This window comes from Calidithermus timidus DSM 17022, assembly GCF_000373205.1.
Taxonomy (GTDB): domain Bacteria; phylum Deinococcota; class Deinococci; order Deinococcales; family Thermaceae; genus Calidithermus; species Calidithermus timidus.
Genome location: NZ_KB890697.1, coordinates 46,370 through 65,484, shown reverse-complemented (window position 1 = coordinate 65,484; position 19,115 = coordinate 46,370). Strand labels below are relative to the sequence as shown.

Below are 19,115 nucleotides of genomic sequence, written 5' to 3'. Positions count from 1 at the left end.
CTCGCCCTCTTTTACCATAAAGGCTGCTCTAGAGCGGTTCTACGAATACCGCCGACAGCAAGAGGCCGCTGTAGGCGGCCGCGTAAGTCCAGGGCTACGTTCCGCTCAACGCACCGGCGACCAGTTGACCTCGCGCACGTTGCTTACCTGGCGCAAGCGCTCGTCGAGGGTGGCTTGCTCGCCCGCGTTGACCTCGATGCGGGTCTTGATGCTGAAGACCTTGCTCAAAGGGCTCACCGGGTTGGAATTGACCCCCATGGCGCTCTTGCCCATCGAGGCGATGGCGTCCATGATGTCGCGCAGTAGCCCGGCCCGGTCGTCGGCGAGCACCTCGAGCTGCATCACCCGGCCCAATCCCTCCCAATATGCCGGAACGATGCGGCCCGCCTCGCCTTCCATCAGGCGGCGCAGGTTGGGGCAGTCGGCCTTATGGATGCTCACACCCCGGCCCCTGGTCACGTAGCCCAGGATGGGGTCGCCCTTATTGGGCATGCAGCAACTCGCTAGCTTCAAGGGCGCTACCAGGCCGTTTTCCAGCCGGATCCCGAGCTGGTTGGGGGTTGGCTTGGGCCTGGTGATTTCCACCATCTGGGGCTTGGGCAACAGGATGCGGGCCACCTGTGGCACCGTGATGCGGTTTGTGGCCAGCGCCAGGTAGAGGTCATCGGGAGAGGAGGAGCGCACGAGCTTGCGGGCGGCCTCCTCGAGCTGGCTCTCCAGCGGCCTGGGGATGCCCCGGCGCTTGAAGTACTTCTCCAGCATCCTCGCCCCCTTCTCCAGCAACTCCTGGCGCTCCGAGGCGCGGAAGTAAGCCCGGAGCTTGCTCTTGGCGCTGCGGGTCTTGGCGTATTCGATCCAGTCCTTGGAGGGGTGGGCGGTCTTGGCGGTGAGGATCTCGACGATGTCGCCGTTTTGCAGCTCATGGCTCAGCGGCACGATCCGCCCGTTGACCTTGGCCCCCACCATGTGGTGGCCCACCTCGGTGTGGATGTGGTAGGCGAAGTCCACCGGCCCCGAGCCCGAGGGCAGGTTGATGACCTTGCCCTTAGGCGTAAACACGAAGACCCGCCCGCCCAGCAAGTCGCGGGTGACCACCTCCACGAACTCGCGCGAACTGGAGAACTCCTGCTGCCACTCCTGAATGGAGTGCGGCCAGCTCACCCGGCGCCTGACCTCCTCGGGATCGGTGAGGCCCTCTTTGTAAAGCCAGTGGGCGGCGATGCCGAACTCGGCCACGCGGTGCATCTCGCGGGTGCGGATCTGCACCTCCAGCGGCAGGCCGTTGACCGCGATCACCGTGGTGTGCAGCGACTGGTAGCCGTTGGGCTTGGGCACGGCGATGTAGTCCTTGACCCGGCCCGGAATGGGCTGCCACAGCGCGTGCACCAGGCCTAGCACGTGGTAGCAGACCTGTTTCTCGCGCATGGCCTTTTCTTCAGGGTCTTCGGTGGGGCGAGGCTCGAGGATGACCCGCAAGGCCAGGAGGTCGTAGATTTGGGCCAGCTCCTTGCCCTCACGCTCCATCTTCTTCCAGATGCTGTAGAGGTGCTTGGTGCGCCCGGTGACCTCGTAGCCTTTGATCAGGCTGCGCAAAATGGAATCGCGCTGCAAGACCGCCTGTAGGCTCTCCCTGGCCTTCTCTACCGCGCTCTCGCGCTCGTCGCGGTGGCTCTTGAGCCTCTCGGTGAGCTGGGTATAGGCCTCGGGGTTGAGGTAGCGAAAGGAGAGGTCCTCGAGTTCCCATTTGAGCTGCCCGATGCCCAAGCGATGGGCCAGCGGCGCGTAGATCTCCAGGGTCTCGCGGGCGATGCGGGCCTGCTTGTCGGGGGGCATGAACTCGAGGGTGCGCATGTTGTGCAGCCGGTCGGCCAGCTTGACGATGATGATGCGCACGTCCTCGGCCATGGCGATGAACATCTGGCGCAGGTCCTCGGCGTGCTTTTCCTCGGCGTGCTTATCTTCGCTGGCGGCGTGGGCTAGCTTGTAGAGCTTGGAGACTTTGGTCTCCCCCTCCACGATCCTGCGCACCGCCGGGCCAAAGCGCGCTTCGATCTGCTCGGGGCGGGCTTCGGTGTCCTCGACCGTATCGTGCAGCAACCCGGCCATCAGGGTGTCGGCATCGAGCTTGAGCTCGGCTAGGATTTCTGCCACCGCCACCGGATGGATGATGAAAGGCTCGCCGCTCCTGCGCCGCTGCTCCTTGTGTGCTTCAAAGGCAAAATCCAGCGCCTCCCGCACTTTGGCCTTGGAGACCTCGGGTAGGTAGCGGATTTTGGGCTCGAGCTGGCCCCAAAGTTGGACTGGACTGACTTCTACCGCCTGCGACACTTTCTCCAGTGTAGCATTAGGCCCTGAAAAGATGGTTCAGTACGTGACAGCCCCGGCAATTCGTGGGTTTTGCTGAACCGCTCTTACAGCCGTGCCAATTCCGCCCGGTGGCGTTCGACCTGCGTGAGCAGGCGCGAGAGCAGCGGCTTCTCAGCCAGGATGAACAGGCCTTTCTCGCCCAAGGGGACCATGATCACGACGCTCTGGGACAGCGAGATCACCGCCAGGCGGGTGGTAGCTCCGGCCAGCTCTCCTGCCAGCGAGCTCAGGTCGCTGAAGGTCGTTCGCACGCTCTGGAGGGTCGTGGGGAGCTTGCCCATCAGCAGGCCATTCTCACCCACCAAGGCCACGGCTTCGACTCCCCTGAGCCTGAACGGGGCCAGGGCATCGCCCGGCTCTTCGGCCCCGGCCTCCTCGGCAGGCTCGACCTCGGGGACCGGGTTGGAGGCCGGGGTGCTGGCGGGAGGGCTGGGGGCAGCCTGTGGCTGGGCGTCGAAGATCCCCAGCAGGGCATCGAGCTCGCCGCCCTTGAGGTCTTGCATCAGCGCCATGGCGGCCTTGTGCTCTTCTTCAAGCTGCTTGACCAGGGGCATGGCTTCGGCGATGGCCTGGCGCACCTCGAGGATGCCCGAAGGCCCCACCCGGGCCAGGCGTTCGACCGCCGAGGTGAGGAATTCGATCATCGGCTTGAGCCGGATCACCGTCTCTCCCCCCATCGCCCGGTGGGCGTTGAAGCGCTCGAGTAGATCCGCCAGGCTCACCGCCACTTCGGCGCGCAGGTTGTCCTGTAGCTGCACCAGCCGGGCCAGTTCGGCCTTGATGGGGGCAGTGTCGGGGATCTCGCCCAGCGCCAGGCGGTTACGGGCCTCGGTGATCAGGTTCAGCAGCTTTTCCTCACCCAGGCCGCGCAGGCCCTGGGCGGCGGCCTCGTAGCGGCTGAGCTCGCCGGCCAGCTGGCGGCGGCGCTGGTTGGCTAGCTCGTTCGCCCGCTCCTCTAAGAGCCGCTCGAGCGCGGCGGGATCGGGGATTCGCTCCTCGGCCAGGGCGGCCCGGGCTTCGGCCAGGCCCTCGAGCTCGATCCCCAACTGCCGTGCCTTCTGGGCCAGGGCTTCCAGCCGCTGGGCCACCAGGTTGCGGGTGCGCTGGGTGAGCTGCTGGAGGTAGTTTTCCAGGGCCACCAGGTCGCTGCCGGGGGTTTCGATCTGCTGGAGCAACTGGGCGTGATGGATTTCCAGGCCCGGCATCACCGGCAGGGCTTGGGCCGCGGCCTTGAGGCTGGAGCGCTTGAGGCTTTCGTCGCGCTCTTTTTGCTCCTTGGTGAGGGCCACCATCAGCGCCGAGAAGTCCTGGCGCAGGGCCTGCAAGCTGGCTTCGTCGGGCTTGGCTTGGGTCAGTCGCGCCAGGTAGGCCTGCACCTGCGGATGGTTGCGGTAGGTGGCCAGCGCCGACTCGGCCTCGGCGCGCAGGGCTTCGAGGACCTGAGACAGCCGGGCCAGGCGCTCGCGATTCTCGCGGCGGCTGCGGGTCTCAGCCTCGAGGGCCTGCACGTCCTCGGCGAGCTCGAGCAAGTCCTGCGGCACCGCTCCCCCTTGCAGGGTCTCCCAGGCTACCGTCAGCCGCGCGGCCAGCGCGGCCAGCTTGGCGGTGTCCACGTCGTCGCGGTGGACGGGGGAGGAGAGCTGGCGCATGCGGTCGGTGAGCCATTCGTAGCGGGCGCGGGCCTCGGAGATGGCCTCGGCCTGGGCCGATTTGAGCCGCTGCTCGAGGGCGCTCAGGGCCTCACCCAGCAGATTGCCCTGGGCCAGCTCCGCCTCCAACCGGGCCAGCTCCTCGGCCACCCCAGCGCGCGATAGCACCGCCGCGTAGCGCTCCTTGAGGGTCTCGAGTCGCCGGCGCTCCTCGGCCAGGTCGATCTCGCGGATGCGGCTTTGCTGCTCCTGGGAGAGGCTGTCGAGGTCGATGACGATGTCCCAGGCTCCCCCCGCCTCCCCGGCGGCCTCGGGGGCGTCGGTCTCCACCACCGGTTCGACGGCCACCACCGCTTCCTCCTCGTCTTCGACCACCAAAGCGGGCTCGGTAGCGTTGCGCGGGGTGCTGATGGCGCTCGACTCCACCAGCTTGCGCAGTTCGGCGGCCAGGGTACGGGCCCGCTCGACCTCAGCCTGGGCCAAGGTCTCGCTGGAGTGGGCCTCCTGGATCTGGCGGATCAGCGACTCGAGGCGACGAATCTTGGGACCACCGATCATCTTGACCCGCTCGAACACCGCTTGCAAATCGGCGATGTCGCGGGTCTGGCGCAGCAACGCGCTCTGCAGGCGCTCCTCGAGCTGCCGCAACAGCTCCTGGCCCTCCTTGAGCATGCGGCTGGCTTCCGAGCCCTCGGGCTCCTTGCGCAGCACGCTCAGGATGCCGCGCAGTCGGGCCACCTCGGGCCAGTCGAGGTACAGGCTGAAGCGTTTGAAACCAGCCTCCAGCGCTGCCAGCCCGCCACCCCCCCCTCCTCCCGAGTGCTCCCGCAATTCCTTGAGCAGGCCGTCCACCAGGCTGCGGGCCTCGGCGGGGGTGCGGTTGGACTGCAGTTCGCGGTACACCAGGCGCTTGAGGATGCTCTCGGCCTGGGCGACGTCCAGGCGCTCGGGGTCTACCCCCAAGCGTCGTACGCCCTCTTCCAGGATGGACTGGGTTTTGGCGCCCAGGAAGGGCTCGAGCGAGTCAAACAGGTTCTGGTACAAAGACACTTGCGACGCCTCCACCTCTAAGTTACCTCAGCCCGCCATTCCTCCAGAGTCCAGCCATCCAGGTCCGGACCCTCAAAACTCCTCGTCCCACTCGACGATGGTCTCGCTGGTGAGCTTGGGATCGGCAGCAGCGCGCATGGGTGCGGCCGCGGCGAGGCCGGGGTTGGTCTGCGCGACGGTGGTGGTGTTGGTGCGGGCGCGGCGGTCCTGGATGAGACCGAATTGCACGGCAATCCCCCGCAGGCCGGCTGCCGAGAGGCCGATGACCAGAAACAGCGTCAGGCCCCACAGAAGCTGGGCCATCAGGCTGCTCTGGATCGAAAAGGTGGACAGCGGGGCTAAGAAACCCAGGTTGCCAAAGCGAGGGTCGGCCAAGATGGAGGCCACGTAGGAGAGCCCCTCGATCATGGCCGGCAGGAAGAGGAAGAAGAAGGCCAAGCCCAGCAGCCGCCAGTAGGTGTTGCGCCCGCCGAAGGTCAGCTTCACCAGGTAGAGCGGGAAGACCGCCAGCAGGGCCGCCAGGATGAACATAAAGGCCCGCGGGATACCCAGCAGGAGCAACTCGAGCTGGACTTGAAGGGCGTGGTCTAGGCCCAGGCTGCTTCCTTCCAGTCGCTCCTCGATTTCCTGCACCTCGGCCAGAGCCACGGCCAAGTCGGTAGCCCGTAGGCCGACTGCTTCTTGCATACGCCCCAGCAGACGGTCGAAGCGGTCGGCGAGGGCTGGATCGAGCAGATACACCACGGGGTAGTAGCGTTGCGTGTAGGCGTCGTGGGAGAGCTCGAGGTATTCGCGCACCCCCTCGAAGTTCCCGCTCTTGACGTGGGCGGTGGCCTCACCCAAGCGGGCGCGCAGCTCAAGGTTCATGCCCCTGACCCACTCGCCCAAGTCGGCGAAGCCCAGCCGGGTCAGCACCGCGTCCACGCGGGCCTGGGTGGGGGCGCTCAGCTTGCCCTCGTAGCGCTCCTCATGATCCCCGCTCTTCGCCGCTGCAGCCTGAGCCGCCACCTGCTGGGGGGCCTGAGCTGGCTTGGAAGCGGGTTTAGCAGCGGGTGTCGCTTGGGAACCCGCCCCCCCTTGGGCGGGGGGGGCGGCGACGGTGCGGGCGGGGGCAGAGCTCCGGACCGCACCTGGCGAACTCGAGCTCACCCGCCCTAAAAAGCCCTCGGCCTGCTGGCGTAGCGTTTCAATATCTTTGCGGAAGCCCGCCAGGTCGTTGTTGGAGAGTTTGCTCAGAGCGTTGACGAAGGCCCTGGCGCTCAGGCCGGCAGCCCGTGGGGATTCCTGCACCACCAGGTAGAGGGTGTAGGCCCGGGTGGCTTCGAGGAAGGCCTGGGTAGCGTTGCTTTGACTGCGGGCGCGCGAGAGGGCGTTGACGATCCCCTGGGCGTAGGTGCGCTCGAGGGTCTGGCGTATCTTGTCGATATCGCTGCCCAAGCCCTCGATCTGCGCGCTGAGGGTCTTGGGCAGGGCGCTGGCGGCGATTAGGCGGGGCAGCAGGGCGCTGGCAGCGTCGGCTTGGGCTTTCCCCAAAGCGTCGAAATAGCTGTCGTAGAGGGCCTTGCCCAGCAGACTCTTCACCATCTGCAAGCGGGCTTCGAGGTCGGCCTTGCTCTTGCGGGCTAGGGCGGTCTGGGCGTCGCGCAGGGCGGTGGATATGCCCTCGCGCAGCTTCATCGAAAGCTCGCCACCCTCCTTGCTCAGGTACTCGTCGGCCTGCCGCAGGAGGTCGCTGGCTTGTTTGGGGTTGCTGCTCTGTACGCTTTGGACCTGGTTCATCAGCGAGGCAACCCTGTCGTAGACGGTGGTCAGCGGGGCGGCCCAGGCCCAGGCCCCGAGAACGATCACTGCAATCCATCGTTTCATCATCGAGATCAAGCCTCCTAGCGTGGTTTGGCCTCTTGGGGTGCTGCCTGTAGCTGGCGCAGCCGGTAGAGCAGATGACCGGGGTTAGCGTCGTGATCAGCGAGGACTGCCACCCAACTCTGACCCATCCCACGCACCATGAGCTGGGCATTTCCCAGGACAGTGTAAAACATGGCGTAAGGTTGCCGTAAAGAAAGTAACCGGTGGGCCATGCTTACCAGCAGTGGCAACTCCCCCGTGTCCTCGGGCAGGCGAATTTCCTGTCCCCAGGGGGTCTGGATTGCCACCCCTAGAACCCCTTCGATGCGGGCGAGCTCCTGCAAAAGGCTTTGTCGCACCTCCGCTTCGCTGAGGTCGAGCCAGTCGAGGGGCAGCTCGAGGGTGGGCTCGAGGGGCGCTTCGGCCTGCGCCACCGGTGCGGGGGCCGACCCACGCACCTGGCGCAGGCCCTTGACCAGCCCCTTGAGCGGGGGGATTTGGCCGGTGATGGGCAACACTTGCCGCAGCTCTGCCAGCAGCGGGCCCTCGATCAGCTCGATCCACTCCTGCGGTCCCATCGCCAGGGGGTTTTTGCGCGCCCTGTGCAGCACCCGGCGCAGCAGGCTCTCGGCGGCTCCCCGCGAGACATACCCCATCAGCGCTTCGATAATTTTGGCTTCGACATCCACCTATGGACACCTTCCCAGGTGATTATAGGCGGGAGGGCTTGCCAAGCGCGTGACGATTGTGTACCATCTCTGATGCCCGTTTGCGGGTACGTTCTCCTGAGAACGTCAGACCAGGGCCTCGCTGGGGCGTCGTCTAACGGCAGGACTACGGATTCTGGCTCCGTCAATCGTGGTTCGAATCCACGCGCCCCAGCCAAAATTCTCGCACCTGACGGGAAAACGGCTGCCCGGCCCCATCGACTAGCGGTTAGGTCACCGCCCTTTCAAGGCGGCGGCAGGGGTTCGAATCCCCTTGGGGTCACCAGAAAACCTCCGGAAATTCCGGGGGTTTAGCTTTTCTTAAAGGTCGTACACGAAGCGCAAAGCGCGCGACGCCCAGGCCAGGTGTAGGGGCTTTCTGCGTCGCCGTGGGGCACACGGAGACGTTAAGCGCTTGTGGAGAGGGTGTAAACCTGCTATAAGTGGGCAACCCTCGGTGAAGTGAGAATTCCACGTGCTTCCCGCCACGCCGTGGCGGGGCGTGGGAGTGTCAAGGCGGGCATCTACACCGGGCGGGGCGGCTTCAAGAGCGTGATCTTGGAGAAAGGGCTCCCCGGGGGGCAGATCGCCCAAATCCGTAGTCCGCGAACGCCCAATGTCCAACGATTAAACTGGAGCCTATGCTGATCTACGGGCGCAACCCGGTTTTGGAAGCCATCAGGGAAGGTCGGGTGAGTCGGGTTTGGGTGGCCAGAGGGGTCGAAGCCTGGCTGCTGCGGGAGCTGGAGAAGCTGAACGTGGACTACGAACAGGTGCCACGCATCGAGCTCGACCAGCGCCTGCGCACCACGCACCACCAGGGCATCGCCGCCGAGGTGGCCGAGCTGAGGTTTTCCGATCCCGAGGCCCCCTTCGAGCTGGCGAGGAAGCGGGGGGAAACCCCGCTTCTGGTGTTGCTGGACGGCATCACCGACCCGCGCAACTACGGGGCCATCATCCGCAGTGCGCTGGCGCTGGGGGCGCATGGGGTAGTGAGCGAGGAGAGGCGCAGCGCCCCGCTTTCGGCGCTGGTGCTCAAGGCTTCGGCGGGGACGGCGCTCAAGTTGCCGCTGGTGCAGGTAAAAAACATGGCCCGCTACCTCGAGGAACTCAAGAAGCGCGGAGTCTGGGTGTACGGGGCGGCTGGGGAAGCGGCTAAGGACCTCGAGGCCCTCGATTATAGGCGGCCCCTGGCCATTGTCATCGGTTCGGAAGGCGAGGGCTTGCGGAGGCTGGTAGCCGAGCGCTGCGACGAGTTGCTGCGCATTCCCATGCACCCCGAAGCCGAGTCGCTCAACGCCTCAGTCGCGCTGGGCATCCTCTTGTACCGGGTGCGGCTGGGGCGGGTGTAGCGCCAGGGTGGGGACGGGTTGAGGGTGAGAGAAAAGGGGCGCTCGCTGCTGCGCCCTGCCCTTCGACTGCTTCAGGCGCGCCTCATGCAGTAAGGTATGCCCCATGGATCTAGCACACTCCCTTTCGCGGCTGATCCAGGCCGAGAGCTATTCGGGACGCGAGGAGCGCGCGGTGCGGGTGCTGGTGAGCCTTCTGGAAGAGCTGGGGTTGAGGGCCGAGGTAGATGAGGCGGGGAACGTTGAGGCTGTGCTGGGCTCGCAGGAACCGGAGATCCTGCTCACCGGTCATATCGACGTGGTGCCCGCCGGAGACCCAGGGGCCTGGCCTCACCCGCCCTTCGCCGGGGTTATAGAGGGCGGAAAAGTGTGGGGGCGCGGGGCGGTGGACATGAAAGGGCCGCTGGTGGCAATGCTGGGGGCCATCCAGCAGCTCAAAGGGCAAGAGCTGGGAGGGCGGGTGCGCTTCTTGGCTACCGTGCAGGAGGAGGTGGGGGGGCTGGGCAGCCGTTACGCCTCGAGCCGCCTCAAACTCCAGCCGCCCAAGGCCATCCTGCTGGGTGAGCCCTCCGCCCGGCAGGTCATGCGCGGGCACCGGGGCCGGGGCGAGATCTGGGCCGACTTCCCCGGCGAGCAGGCTCACGCGGCGCTGGCGAGTGGCACCAACCCCATCTACCCCCTGGCCCTCTTCCTCACCCAGCTCGAGCAGCACGCCGAGTCCTTCGACATCCGGCTCACCCCCACCCGGCTCGAGACCTACCCCGAGGCCACCAACGTGGTGCCCGGCGTGGCCAGGGCGGTGCTGGACCTGCGCTACGAGCCCGGGGCCGATATCCACGACCTGCTCGACGGGTTGCGCGACATAGCGGGCGAGGCCAGCGTCTACATCCCCGAGGAGGAACTGGTCTCCGGCCCGGTGCGCCTGGGCATCTCGGCTTTGCTCCCGGCTTACTCGCTGGAGAGCGACCATCCGCTGCTGGAGGTGGCGCTGCGAACCCTGAAGCAGGATTCGGCGGGGTTCTGGGGCTTCACCACCGACGCCCCCTACCTGGCCTGGAGCGGGGCTCCGGTGATCGGCTATGGCCCCGGTGACCCCGCTTTGGCCCATACTACCTTCGAGCACATCGGCATCGACGAACTCGAGGCCGCCGCCCAGGCCTACGCGGGCCTGGTGCAGGCCCTGCTGCAAGCCTGAGGCCCGCGCGCAGGGCGATAGACTGGACCCGATGGACCACCAGCCCGAAACCCGGATGCTCGGAGGCCACCGCTATGCCTTCCTCGGTAGCTTTCCCCGCCTTTATGCCGAGGGCCTGAGGGCCCAGCTCGAGGCCAGCCGTATTCCTGTCCACATCGAAACCCCCTTTACCGACGCGGGCGTGATCGAAATATACATGGGAACTTACATGGGGGACGTGTCGCTGTGGGTTCCGGCGGAGCTGTTGCAACAGGCCTACCGCCTGCTCGAGCGCGACGAGCAATCCCCCCATCAGGAGGAGCAATGAGCGTTATCGGAATCGACCTGGGCGGAACCAAGATCGCAGCCGGAGTGTTTGCAGACGGAGCCATCCAGTCCAAGACCACCGTGCCTACTCCCGAAGCCGGTGGCCAGGCGGTGATCGAGGCCATGGCTTCCGCGGCCCGCAGCACCATGGAAGCCGCGGGGGTCAGGGCCAGGGCCATCGGGCTGGGCACGCCGGGGCCCCTGGACTTCAAACGGGGCATCATCAAATTCGCCCCCAACATCGCCGGTTTTACCGACTTTCCCATTCAGAAGCTGCTCGAGGAAGCTTCGGGCCTGCCGGTGTACGTGGAGAACGACGCCAACGCCGCCGCGCTGGCCGAGCACTTCCTGGGGGCCGCGCGGGGAGCGGAGAGTTCACTGTTCGTCACGGTTTCTACCGGGGTGGGCGGGGGCTTCGTGTGGGGCAACCGGGTGTTGCGGGGAGCTCACGGGCAGGGAGGCGAGGTGGGGCACATCACCGTGCTGCCCGGCGGCCCTGCCTGTGGCTGCGGTTTGGAGGGTTGCCTCGAGGCCCTGGCCACCGGCCCGGCGATGGAGCGCATGGCCCAGGCGGTGTACAAGAGAGAAGTCGGCACCCGCGAACTCTTCGCCCACTTCCAGGCGGGCGAAGCCAAAGCCAGGCGCATCGTGCTCCAGGCCGCGCGCTACGTGGGCATCGGCTTGGCCTCGTTGGTCAAGGCCTATGACCCGGAGGTGATCGTTTTGGGCGGAGGCATCGCCCTCAACGCCGGACAGGCCTACCTCGACGAGGTATACGCCACCTACGAGCATTACCTCGAGGGCTGGATCGCCCCACCCCTCAGGCTGGCCGAGCTGGGCAGCGAAGCCGGGCTGCTGGGCGCCGCCCTGACGGCAGCCGTGGAGGTGGGGGAGGTTTAGAGCGTTCCCACGAATACCGCCCACAACTGCCTCCTGCTGTAGGCGGTCATTTAGGCTGCACGCGGCGCAGCGTAAATGCGTCTAAACGCTAAACGCCGAAGTCTTGCGGATCCGCTCGAGAATGCTCTGCACCACCTCCTCCAGGCCCATCGCACTGGTGTCGATGATGATGGCGTCGGGCGCGGGGGGGATCTGCTTGGCGTCGGCGGCGTCGCGGCGGATGAGGTCGGCCAGCACCGTCGCGTAGTCGGCGTCGCGCTCGCCTACCCGGCGCCTCGCCCGCACCTCGGGCGTGGCGGTGAGGTAGAACTTGAGGGCGGCGTCGGGAAACACCGTGCTGCCCATGTCCCGCCCCTCCACCACGAACGGCGGCTGTAAAGCCCGCAGCGAACGGTAGACGTAGGCCCGCACCTCGGGGTGGCGTGCGACCGCCGAGACGGCCTGGTCGATCTCGAGGGTGTGCATCTGGGCGGTTACGTCCTGTCCTTCGGCCAGCATGCGGTTGCCCTCGGGCAGCGGCACCAGTTGAATCGGGTGCTGGCCGAGCATGCGCACGATGGCGGCCTCGTCGTCGGGGTTGACCCCATAGCGCCTCACCTGGTAGGTCACGCCCCGGTAGATCAGCCCGCTCGAGACGTAAGGCAGCCCCAACTCGGCGGCGACCCGCCGGGCCACGCTGGACTTGCCCGAAGCCGAGGGGCCATCGATGGTGATGACGTCCGGCATGTCAGTCCCTGCTCGAGAGGCGTTCCAAATCTTCCCAGAAGCTCGGGAAGGAGATGCTGGCCCATTCGGCGTCCTGCACCGTCACCCCTTTGGGCAAGCCGCACACCGCGAAAGCCATGGCGATGCGGTGGTCGTGGAAGGGTTCGACCACCCCCCCGGCCTGCACCGCGCCTCCCCAGATGCGAATCCAGTCAGGGCCGGCCTCGGCCTTCACGCCCAGGTTGTGCAGGTTCTTGGCGATGGCTGCCAGCCGGTCGGACTCCTTGACCCGCAGCTCCTCGAGGTTGGGGATAAAGGTCTCTCCCTCGGCCCAGGCCGCCGCCGCCGCCAGGACGGGCACCTCGTCCACCATCAGCGGGATCAGCGCCGGGTCCACCGAGACCCCCCTGAGGCTCGACGAGCGCGCCCGGATCCAGCCCACCGGCTCACCGTCGTGACCCTCGGTGACTTCCCAGCTGAGGTCGGCCCCCATCTCCTTGAGCACGCTGAGCAGGCCGGTGCGGGTGGGGTTGAGCCCTACGCCCTCGAGCCTCACCTCGCTATCGGGCGTGATGAGGGCCGCCACGATGAAGAAGGCCGCACTGCTGATGTCGCCGGGAACGGTGAGGTCGCGCGCCCTATAGGGCCGGGCCCGCTCGGTGCGGATCTGGTTGCCCTCGACGGCGATGGGCAGCCCGAAGTGGCGGAAGATGCGCTCGGAGTGGTCGCGGGTGGGGGCGGGTTCCACCACCACCGTCTCCCCTTCGGCGAACAGCCCCGCCAGCAGCACCGCGCTCTTGACCTGGGCGCTGGCCACGGGCAGCTCGTAGCGAATGCCTCTCAGCCCTCCGCCCCGGATGGCCAGCGGAGCCAGCTTCCCCCCCTCGCGCCCCTCGATGCGGGCCCCCATCTGCCGCAGGGGAGTGGTCACCCGACCCATGGGGCGACGCCTGAGCGAGGCATCGCCGCTGAGTACGGCGAAGAGTTCCTGCCCCGACAAAAGCCCGCTGAGCAGACGGATGAGGGTTCCGGCGTTGCCGCAGTCGAGCACGTCGGCGGGTTCGCGCAGCGCCAGCCCTATCCCCTTGACCCGGAAGTGCGGACCCTCCTCGCTAATTTCAGCCCCCAGCGCCCGCATCGCTGCCGCGGTGGAAAGGGTGTCCCCGGCCTTGAGGGGGTGGTAGAGCCAAGCCTCGCCCTCGGCCATCGCGCCCAGCATCAGACCGCGGTGGGTCACGGACTTGTCTCCGGGAACGCGCAGGCTACCGCGCAGCGAACGTGTTGGAGTGATCAGCCGTTCCATCCCTGGGGATTATAGCCTCAGGGGGGTCCACCGGCCATCGGGGAATGGGAGGCGGGAAGCGCGAGGGGATGGACCCCAGCCCCGCACGGGCTACGGGAGCCTTATACCGAGGCCAAGTCGGGCTGAAGTCCCATCGGCAGCGAGGAATCCTCTGGCAAGATCCTCCGCTATAGAGTGAGTTCATATCGGGTTTTACTCATCAAACCGGCGTATAGTTAGGGTCAGACATGGACGGTATTCACAATCATGCGGATCCACAATATTGGGCCAAGCTGCGATTGGTGGCCGACACACTCAAAGGCATTCAGGGGCCCATCGTGGTGGTCTCACACGTAGACCCCGATGGTGACGCCATCGGCTCGAGCCTGGGTTTGGCCCGCGCGCTGAAGGCGCTGGGCAAGCAGGTCACCTGGATCGCCAAGGTGCCTCGCTATCTGAGCTTTCTGGTCAAGGAGGGCGAGGCCAGCCCTCCCATCGAGCGCGTAGCCGAAGGTACCACGCTGGTGGTGGTGGATGCCGCCGAGCCTAGCCGGGTGGAAGGGGCGCCGGTCGAGGGCTTCGTGATCAACCTCGACCATCACGGCACCAATCCCCGCTTCGGCAACCTGGCGGTGGTGGACCCCTCCAAGGCGGCCACCTGCCAGATCGTCAAGGAACTCATCGACCTGCTGGACGTGCCCTGGACCCCCGAACTGGCCACGGTGGTGCTGACCGGGCTGATCACCGATACCGGCAACTTCCGCTTCTCCAACACCACTCCCGAGCTGCTGCGCACCGCCGCCGACCTCATCGCCCACGGCGTCCCCTACGCCGAACTCACCGACCGGCTGCAGTGGCGGCCTCCGGAGTACTTCATCAGCCTGGCCCAGGTGCTCTCTACGATCCGGTTTCACTTCGGCGGCCTGGTGGTCAGCGCACACATGCCCCCCGGCGACTACGAGGACGACTCCGACGACTACGTGGGCCAGATTCGCTACGCCGAGGGCTCGCAGCTGGCGGTCTTCCTGCGGCAGCGGGGTGAGGATGTGAAAGTCAGCCTGCGTAGCCGGGGTGGGGTTTCGGCCCAGGCCGTTGCGGTCAAGCTGGGGGGTGGCGGCCACGTTCCCGCCGCCGGGGCCACCCTGCGCGGGGTGACCCTCGAGCAGGCCTATCCCAAGGTGCTGGCTGCGGCGGAAGAGGAGCTGCGGCGCTCGGGCTACCTCGAGCCCGCTTGAGCTACGGAAGTCGCGGATAGCTGCTAGCTCGACGTGAGCCGCTTCAGCCCTTCGCCTCGAGTTCCTGGGCTTCCTCTTTGAGCCTGATCGGGCCGGCCTTTTCCGGCTTCTTGCCCACTTTGTCTGCGTAGAAGGCCCGTATCCTCTCGAAGTCGGCTTGGATGTCGCCGCTGGGGAGGAAGTAGGCTCCGATGCCCAGTTCTCGGCGGGAATAGTCGATGTAGCCCAGGCCGATGGGCACCTGGGCTTCCAGAGCCATGTAGTAAAAGCCGCTGCGCCAGTAGGGCGCCCGGCTGCGGGTGCCTTCGGCGGCCACCACCAGCACGATGGAATCCCGCCTGCGGATGAGCTGGGCCACCTGGCTGACGAATTCGCCGCCTTTCTTGCCGCGGTCGACGGGGATGCCCCCCAGAGCCTTCATGATGGGGGCCAGCACGGGCGGAAAGAGTTCCTTCTTGCCTACCCAATTCATGGGCAGGCCGGTGGCGAACTTCCACAAGATGGCGTAGAGGAAGTCCCAGTTGGAGGTATGGGGGTAGCCCACGGCCACGAACTTGGGGCCGGGTGGGGGCTCGAGGATGGCTTTCCAGCCCAGCAGGCCCAGGGTCCACGTGGCCAGGCGTTGCCCAAAGGTCTTGGGGATGTGCGCTTGTGGCATTGTGTGCAGTATAGCCGGATGAGGTGGGGTCAGGATATTTGTCTCATCCTCCCGTGCTAGCGTAGGTCGCGATGAAGGCACTCAGATTGCTCCCCCATGCCCTTTTCTTACTGGGATTGCTGGTGCTGGCCCAGAACAGCCTCACCGCGCAGGATGCCTGGATACGCCTGCTGCCCACCCCTACCCTCGCCGCCTACCTCACCCTCTCCAACCCCACCGACAAGCCCATCCGGGTGCTCGGCGTGAGCACTCCCATCGCGCTCAAGGCCGAGTTTCACGAGACCAAGACCATGAGCGGCACCGATCACGGCGGGCACGGCGAGACCACCATGGCACCCCTCCGGGAGGTGATCGTGCCCGCCGGGGGCAGGCTCGAGTTCAAACCCGGCGGAAAGCACATCATGCTCCTGGGGGTCAAGCGCACCCTCAGGGCAGGGGAGCAGGTGCCGCTGGTATTCGCGCTCGAGGGCAACAAATCCCTGACGGTACAGGCCGTGGTCAAGGCGCCGTAGGCTCCAAACCCACAGCCTGCATCGGTCCGCTTCATCAGGTTGGGGTCTGGGGCGAGAGACCCCGACCAAACGGGAGTTTGGGTGAGGAGGAATAGCCCCTGAGTACCGGCATCGCCGGGGGCCGGATGGCCCTTCACTGCAAGCTCTGACCAGAACCCGTTAGGGTTTGGTCAGGGCAGTTGACGGGGTCGTGAGCTTGGACGACTTTCACGCCACCGACGGTGGGGTGCTCGAGTGCAGCCGTGCGGCCAATCCTCCCGGTGGCCTCGAGTCCTACCTGGGGTCGAGCATAGGCTGCGTACCCTTGCTGGCAGTGCTCTCGCGCAGCCTATAAACTGGATTGCTATGTATCGCGTACTTATCGTTGGTAGGCCCAACGTTGGCAAATCCAGCCTCTTCAACCGCCTGGTGGGTAAGCGGACGGCGGTGGTGGCCGATACCCCCGGCGTGACCCGCGACCTCAAGGAGCACGTGGTCGAGACCGAAAAGGGCCGCTTCCTGCTCATCGACAGCGGGGGCATGTGGTCGAGCGACGTGTGGGAGCACAAGATCAAGGAAAAGGTCGAGCAGGCCCTGAAGACTGCCGACTTGGTGCTCTTCACGGTGGACGGGCGCTCGGAGCTGGCGACCGCCGACCTCGAGGTCGCCGAGTTCTTGCGCCGGGCTCACAAGAACGTGCTCGTCGTCGCGACCAAGGTGGACGACCCCAAGCACGAGCACTACCTGGGCGACCTCTACGCTTTGGGCTTTGGCGAGCCCATTCCCACCAGCAGTGCGCATGCGCGGGGCCTCGAGGAGCTCATTGAGGCCATCTGGGCGAGGCTGCCGGTGCGCCAGGAGGAGAGCGAGGGTGAGGTGGTGCCCATCCGCATCGCCATCGTAGGGCGGCCCAATGCGGGCAAGAGCAGCCTGCTCAACGCCATCCTGGGGGAGGAGCGGGTCATCGTGAGCGACCAGCCCGGCACCACCCGCGACGTCATCGACGTGGAGTTCGACTATGGCGGCAACCGCTTTTTGCTGGTGGACACCGCTGGGATTCGCAAGCGCCCCGAGACGCTGGTGGAGGAGATCGCCATCAGCCGTGCCCACAACGCTATCCTCGAGGCCGACGTGGTGCTGCTGGTGATCGATCCCTTCGAAGTCGGCGAGCGTGAGCTCAAGCTGGCCAACGAGGCTTTGGACGCCGGGAAGCCGCTAATCCTCACCATCACCAAGTGGGACCTGGTGGCGAAGGAGGAGGCCCGCCGGGTACGGGCCGACCTCAAGCTCAAGCTCGCCCACCTCGAGCACCTTCCCCGGGTGTTCGTCTCCGCCGTGACCAAGCAGAACTTGCACAAGCTCTTCTCCGAAGCCGCGCGACTATATGCCCTGGCCCGCGAGCGCCGCGAGACCGCCGAGCTCAACCGCTTCCTCTCGCTGTGGACGGCGAATGTGGCCCTGCCCAACTTCAAGGGCAAGCCGCTGAAGATCTTCTTCCTCACCCAGCCCGAAGTCGCCCCGCCTACCTTCGTCTTCTTCGTCAATTACCCCGAGTTCGTCACCCGCGCCTTCGAGGGTTATTTGCGCAACAAGATCGGCGAGGACCTGGGCATCAAGGAGATCCCCTTCAAGCTGGTTTTCCGTGGGCGGCGCGAGGGCAAGGGCAGGGAAGAGGGGTAGTGTGTGGCGTATGCCTGCGCCTTGTGCTGTAGGCGACACCTTGACTGGCTATCGACCACCGGCGTACTCAGCGGTGCCTCGAGCCCGACCAATTGAGCAGGGCGAACAGCGCCATCAGAAATAGTCCCCAAATCCAGCTGTCCATACACCCCATCCTCGCGCTTCATTCTGGCCGAGGGGGTGTTAAATGACCCTCAAGCTGGGGGCTCAAGATTCCTTTAGCCAGGCGGTCGGGCCATCAGAGCCTGCAGGCCTTCGACTGCGCCCATCCGCAGCGAGCAGTCGGCGATGGGGGAGAGGGGGGTGGCTTCGGGATTGATCTCGATGAGGTAAGCTCCACCGCGGTGGGCGAGGCGCCCCAGGCTGGCTGCGGGCTCCACTTCCCCGCTGGTGCCGATCACCAGGGCTAGCTCACAGGCGCTGAAGGCCTCGAGGGCCTGCTCGAAGGCTCCCTCGGGCAATGACTCGCCGAACCACACCACGTCGGGACGGCCGGGAGCCCCGCAGGCAGGGCACAGGGGTGGGGGGGTGAAGTTCTGGGGAGCGGGCAGGGGAAAGCGCCGGTTGCAGTGCTCGCAGCGCCCCCGCGTGATGTCGCCGTGCAGTTCCACCACCCGCCGCGAACCCGCCCGGCGGTGCAGGCCATCGACGTTCTGCGTCACCAGCAGAAAGCCTTCGCCCAGGCTGCGCTCGAGTTCCACCAGCAGCGCGTGGGCAGGGTTGGGCTGAGCCTGGAGCACGTTCCTGTAGCGCCAGGCGTACCACTCCCACACCTTCTGCGGGTTGCGGGCGTAGGCGCTGGGGGTGGCGTATTCCTCGAGGTCGAAGTCTCGCCACAACCCTGCCGCGTCCCGAAAGGTAGGGATGCCTGAGGGCTTGGAGATGCCCGCGCCGGTCAGCACGGCGATGCGCCGGGCGTTCATGAGGCGACGGCGGGCGCTGTGCAGATCACTCACGTTTTCAGCATAGGGCAGGTAAGGCGCCTTTAAAATAGAGCATTGTGGAAACCCTGGTCATCGCACTGCTTGCCTACCTCTTCGGCAGCATTCCCGCGGGGGCCTGGATAGCCCGCACTTATGGCGTGGATATCCAGAAGGTAGGCTCGGGAAATACCGGAGCCACCAACATCCTGCGCACTTTGGGATGGGGGCCTGCCCTGGTGGTGGCCTTCTTCGACATCTTCAAGGGCGGTATCGCGCTGCTAATCGGGCGGCTATTTGGCCTGGAAGGGCTGCAACTGGGGCTGGTGGCGGTCTCGGCAGTGCTGGGCCACAACTACTCGCTCTTCCTGCGCTTCAAGGGGGGTAAGGGGGTAGCGACCAGCATGGGTACCACCATCGTGCTCGATCCCCTGGTGGGCCTCATGATCCTGCCCATCGGCCTCTGCGTGATCTGGCTGACCCGCTACGTCTCGGCAGGCAGCATGGTGGGGGCTGTGTCTGCGGTGATTATCGCGCTGGCCCTGGGCCGCCCCTGGTGGGAGATCGCGACCCTGGCCCTGCTGGCCCTGCTGATCTTCTGGACCCACCGCGACAACTACCGCCGCCTGCAAGCAGGTACCGAGCGACGCTTTGGGGAAAAAGTACAGCCCGAAGCCCCGGCGGCTCAGCCCTCGAGCTAAGCACAAGGCGCCTGGGGGTCGTGTTCCTACGTCGTACGCGAGGCGCAAAGCGCCTTGGTTGTTGGTGCTTCGACT

Annotated in this window: 17 protein-coding genes and 2 tRNA genes; 11 read left to right on the top strand and 8 right to left on the bottom strand. The window is 66.1% G+C overall.

Annotated features, from left to right (window positions below):
• Positions 1-105 precede the first annotated feature (105 nt).
• The 4 genes from B047_RS0109420 to B047_RS0109405 form a co-directional block, all read right to left on the bottom strand.
• Positions 106-2,328 (bottom strand): RelA/SpoT family protein, encoded by a 2,223-nt coding sequence (locus B047_RS0109420; protein ID WP_018466707.1) that lies wholly within the window; start codon positions 2,326-2,328, stop codon positions 106-108.
• A gap of 83 nt (positions 2,329-2,411) precedes the next feature.
• A complete protein-coding gene (locus B047_RS0109415) occupies positions 2,412-5,066 on the bottom strand; it encodes a coiled-coil domain-containing protein (protein ID WP_018466706.1) in 2,655 nt (884 codons plus the stop codon).
• 72 nt (positions 5,067-5,138) lie between these two features.
• Positions 5,139-6,932, bottom strand: a complete 1,794-nt coding sequence (locus B047_RS0109410; protein ID WP_026234769.1) for a hypothetical protein — start codon at positions 6,930-6,932, stop codon at positions 5,139-5,141.
• A 17-nt stretch (positions 6,933-6,949) separates the two neighbouring features.
• Complete coding sequence (locus B047_RS0109405) at positions 6,950-7,600, bottom strand: hypothetical protein (RefSeq protein ID WP_018466704.1); 651 nt, start codon at positions 7,598-7,600, stop codon at positions 6,950-6,952.
• A gap of 122 nt (positions 7,601-7,722) precedes the next feature.
• Between B047_RS0109405 and B047_RS0109400 the strand changes: the two genes are divergently transcribed.
• From B047_RS0109400 to B047_RS0109375, 6 genes are all read left to right on the top strand, one after another.
• Positions 7,723-7,796 (top strand) — tRNA-Gln (locus B047_RS0109400).
• A gap of 33 nt (positions 7,797-7,829) precedes the next feature.
• Positions 7,830-7,904 (top strand) — tRNA-Glu (locus B047_RS0109395).
• Positions 7,905-8,259: 355 nt separating this feature from the next.
• Entirely contained in the window at positions 8,260-8,970 is a 711-nt protein-coding gene (rlmB, locus tag B047_RS0109390; protein ID WP_018466703.1) for a 23S rRNA (guanosine(2251)-2'-O)-methyltransferase RlmB, read from the top strand.
• A 103-nt stretch (positions 8,971-9,073) separates the two neighbouring features.
• Positions 9,074-10,162, top strand: coding sequence for a M20 family metallopeptidase (locus B047_RS0109385; RefSeq protein WP_018466702.1), 1,089 nt, complete (start codon positions 9,074-9,076; stop codon positions 10,160-10,162).
• 31 nt (positions 10,163-10,193) lie between these two features.
• Positions 10,194-10,469: a hypothetical protein gene (locus B047_RS0109380; protein ID WP_018466701.1), complete on the top strand. Its 276-nt coding sequence runs from the start codon at positions 10,194-10,196 to the stop codon at positions 10,467-10,469.
• A complete protein-coding gene (locus B047_RS0109375) occupies positions 10,466-11,368 on the top strand; it encodes an ROK family protein (protein WP_018466700.1) in 903 nt (300 codons plus the stop codon). Before B047_RS0109380 ends, B047_RS0109375 begins: the two co-directional genes overlap by 4 nt.
• An 81-nt stretch (positions 11,369-11,449) precedes the next feature.
• On the opposite strand, the gene cmk is transcribed toward B047_RS0109375, so the two are convergent.
• Together cmk and aroA are read right to left on the bottom strand one after the other, a co-directional pair.
• A complete protein-coding gene (cmk, locus tag B047_RS0109370; protein ID WP_018466699.1) occupies positions 11,450-12,094 on the bottom strand; it encodes a (d)CMP kinase in 645 nt (214 codons plus the stop codon).
• 1 nt (position 12,095) lies between these two features.
• A complete protein-coding gene (aroA, locus tag B047_RS0109365; protein WP_018466698.1) occupies positions 12,096-13,376 on the bottom strand; it encodes a 3-phosphoshikimate 1-carboxyvinyltransferase in 1,281 nt (426 codons plus the stop codon).
• A 227-nt stretch (positions 13,377-13,603) separates the two neighbouring features.
• Between aroA and B047_RS0109360 the strand changes: the two genes are divergently transcribed.
• Positions 13,604-14,590, top strand: a complete 987-nt coding sequence (locus B047_RS0109360) for a DHH family phosphoesterase (protein WP_026234768.1) — start codon at positions 13,604-13,606, stop codon at positions 14,588-14,590.
• Between the two features lie 43 nt (positions 14,591-14,633).
• On the opposite strand, the gene B047_RS0109355 is transcribed toward B047_RS0109360, so the two are convergent.
• Positions 14,634-15,248: a lysophospholipid acyltransferase family protein gene (locus tag B047_RS0109355; RefSeq protein ID WP_018466696.1), complete on the bottom strand. Its 615-nt coding sequence runs from the start codon at positions 15,246-15,248 to the stop codon at positions 14,634-14,636.
• A 71-nt stretch (positions 15,249-15,319) separates the two neighbouring features.
• On the opposite strand from B047_RS0109355, the gene B047_RS0109350 reads away from it, so the two are divergent.
• From B047_RS0109350 to der, 3 genes are all read left to right on the top strand, one after another.
• Entirely contained in the window at positions 15,320-15,760 is a 441-nt protein-coding gene (locus tag B047_RS0109350) for a copper chaperone PCu(A)C (protein ID WP_018466695.1), read from the top strand.
• A gap of 190 nt (positions 15,761-15,950) precedes the next feature.
• Positions 15,951-16,094, top strand: a complete 144-nt coding sequence (locus B047_RS17915; RefSeq protein ID WP_018466694.1) for a hypothetical protein — start codon at positions 15,951-15,953, stop codon at positions 16,092-16,094.
• 11 nt (positions 16,095-16,105) lie between these two features.
• A complete protein-coding gene (gene der, locus B047_RS0109340; protein WP_018466693.1) occupies positions 16,106-17,419 on the top strand; it encodes a ribosome biogenesis GTPase Der in 1,314 nt (437 codons plus the stop codon).
• A 218-nt stretch (positions 17,420-17,637) separates the two neighbouring features.
• On the opposite strand, the gene B047_RS0109335 is transcribed toward der, so the two are convergent.
• Positions 17,638-18,375: an SIR2 family NAD-dependent protein deacylase gene (locus B047_RS0109335; RefSeq protein ID WP_018466692.1), complete on the bottom strand. Its 738-nt coding sequence runs from the start codon at positions 18,373-18,375 to the stop codon at positions 17,638-17,640.
• A gap of 44 nt (positions 18,376-18,419) precedes the next feature.
• Here B047_RS0109335 and plsY point away from each other — a divergent pair, with 44 nt between their 5' ends.
• Positions 18,420-19,040, top strand: a complete 621-nt coding sequence (plsY, locus tag B047_RS0109330) for a glycerol-3-phosphate 1-O-acyltransferase PlsY (protein WP_018466691.1) — start codon at positions 18,420-18,422, stop codon at positions 19,038-19,040.
• The last annotated feature ends 75 nt before the right edge of the window (positions 19,041-19,115 follow it).

Excerpts from the sequence above, each read along its gene's own strand:
- der (WP_018466693.1), top strand. The coding sequence starts at position 16,106 with ATGTATCGCGTACTTATCGTTGGTAGGCCCAACGTTGGCAAATCCAGC.
- rlmB (WP_018466703.1), top strand. The coding sequence starts at position 8,260 with ATGCTGATCTACGGGCGCAACCCGGTTTTGGAAGCCATCAGGGAAGGT.
- B047_RS0109380 (WP_018466701.1), top strand. The coding sequence starts at position 10,194 with ATGGACCACCAGCCCGAAACCCGGATGCTCGGAGGCCACCGCTATGCC.
- B047_RS0109355 (WP_018466696.1), bottom strand. The coding sequence starts at position 15,248 with ATGCCACAAGCGCACATCCCCAAGACCTTTGGGCAACGCCTGGCCACG.
- B047_RS0109385 (WP_018466702.1), top strand. The coding sequence starts at position 9,074 with ATGGATCTAGCACACTCCCTTTCGCGGCTGATCCAGGCCGAGAGCTAT.
- aroA (WP_018466698.1), bottom strand. The coding sequence starts at position 13,376 with ATGGAACGGCTGATCACTCCAACACGTTCGCTGCGCGGTAGCCTGCGC.
- B047_RS0109350 (WP_018466695.1), top strand. The coding sequence starts at position 15,320 with ATGAAGGCACTCAGATTGCTCCCCCATGCCCTTTTCTTACTGGGATTG.
- B047_RS0109360 (WP_026234768.1), top strand. The coding sequence starts at position 13,604 with ATGGACGGTATTCACAATCATGCGGATCCACAATATTGGGCCAAGCTG.
- B047_RS0109375 (WP_018466700.1), top strand. The coding sequence starts at position 10,466 with ATGAGCGTTATCGGAATCGACCTGGGCGGAACCAAGATCGCAGCCGGA.
- cmk (WP_018466699.1), bottom strand. The coding sequence starts at position 12,094 with ATGCCGGACGTCATCACCATCGATGGCCCCTCGGCTTCGGGCAAGTCC.
- B047_RS0109410 (WP_026234769.1), bottom strand. The coding sequence starts at position 6,932 with ATGAAACGATGGATTGCAGTGATCGTTCTCGGGGCCTGGGCCTGGGCC.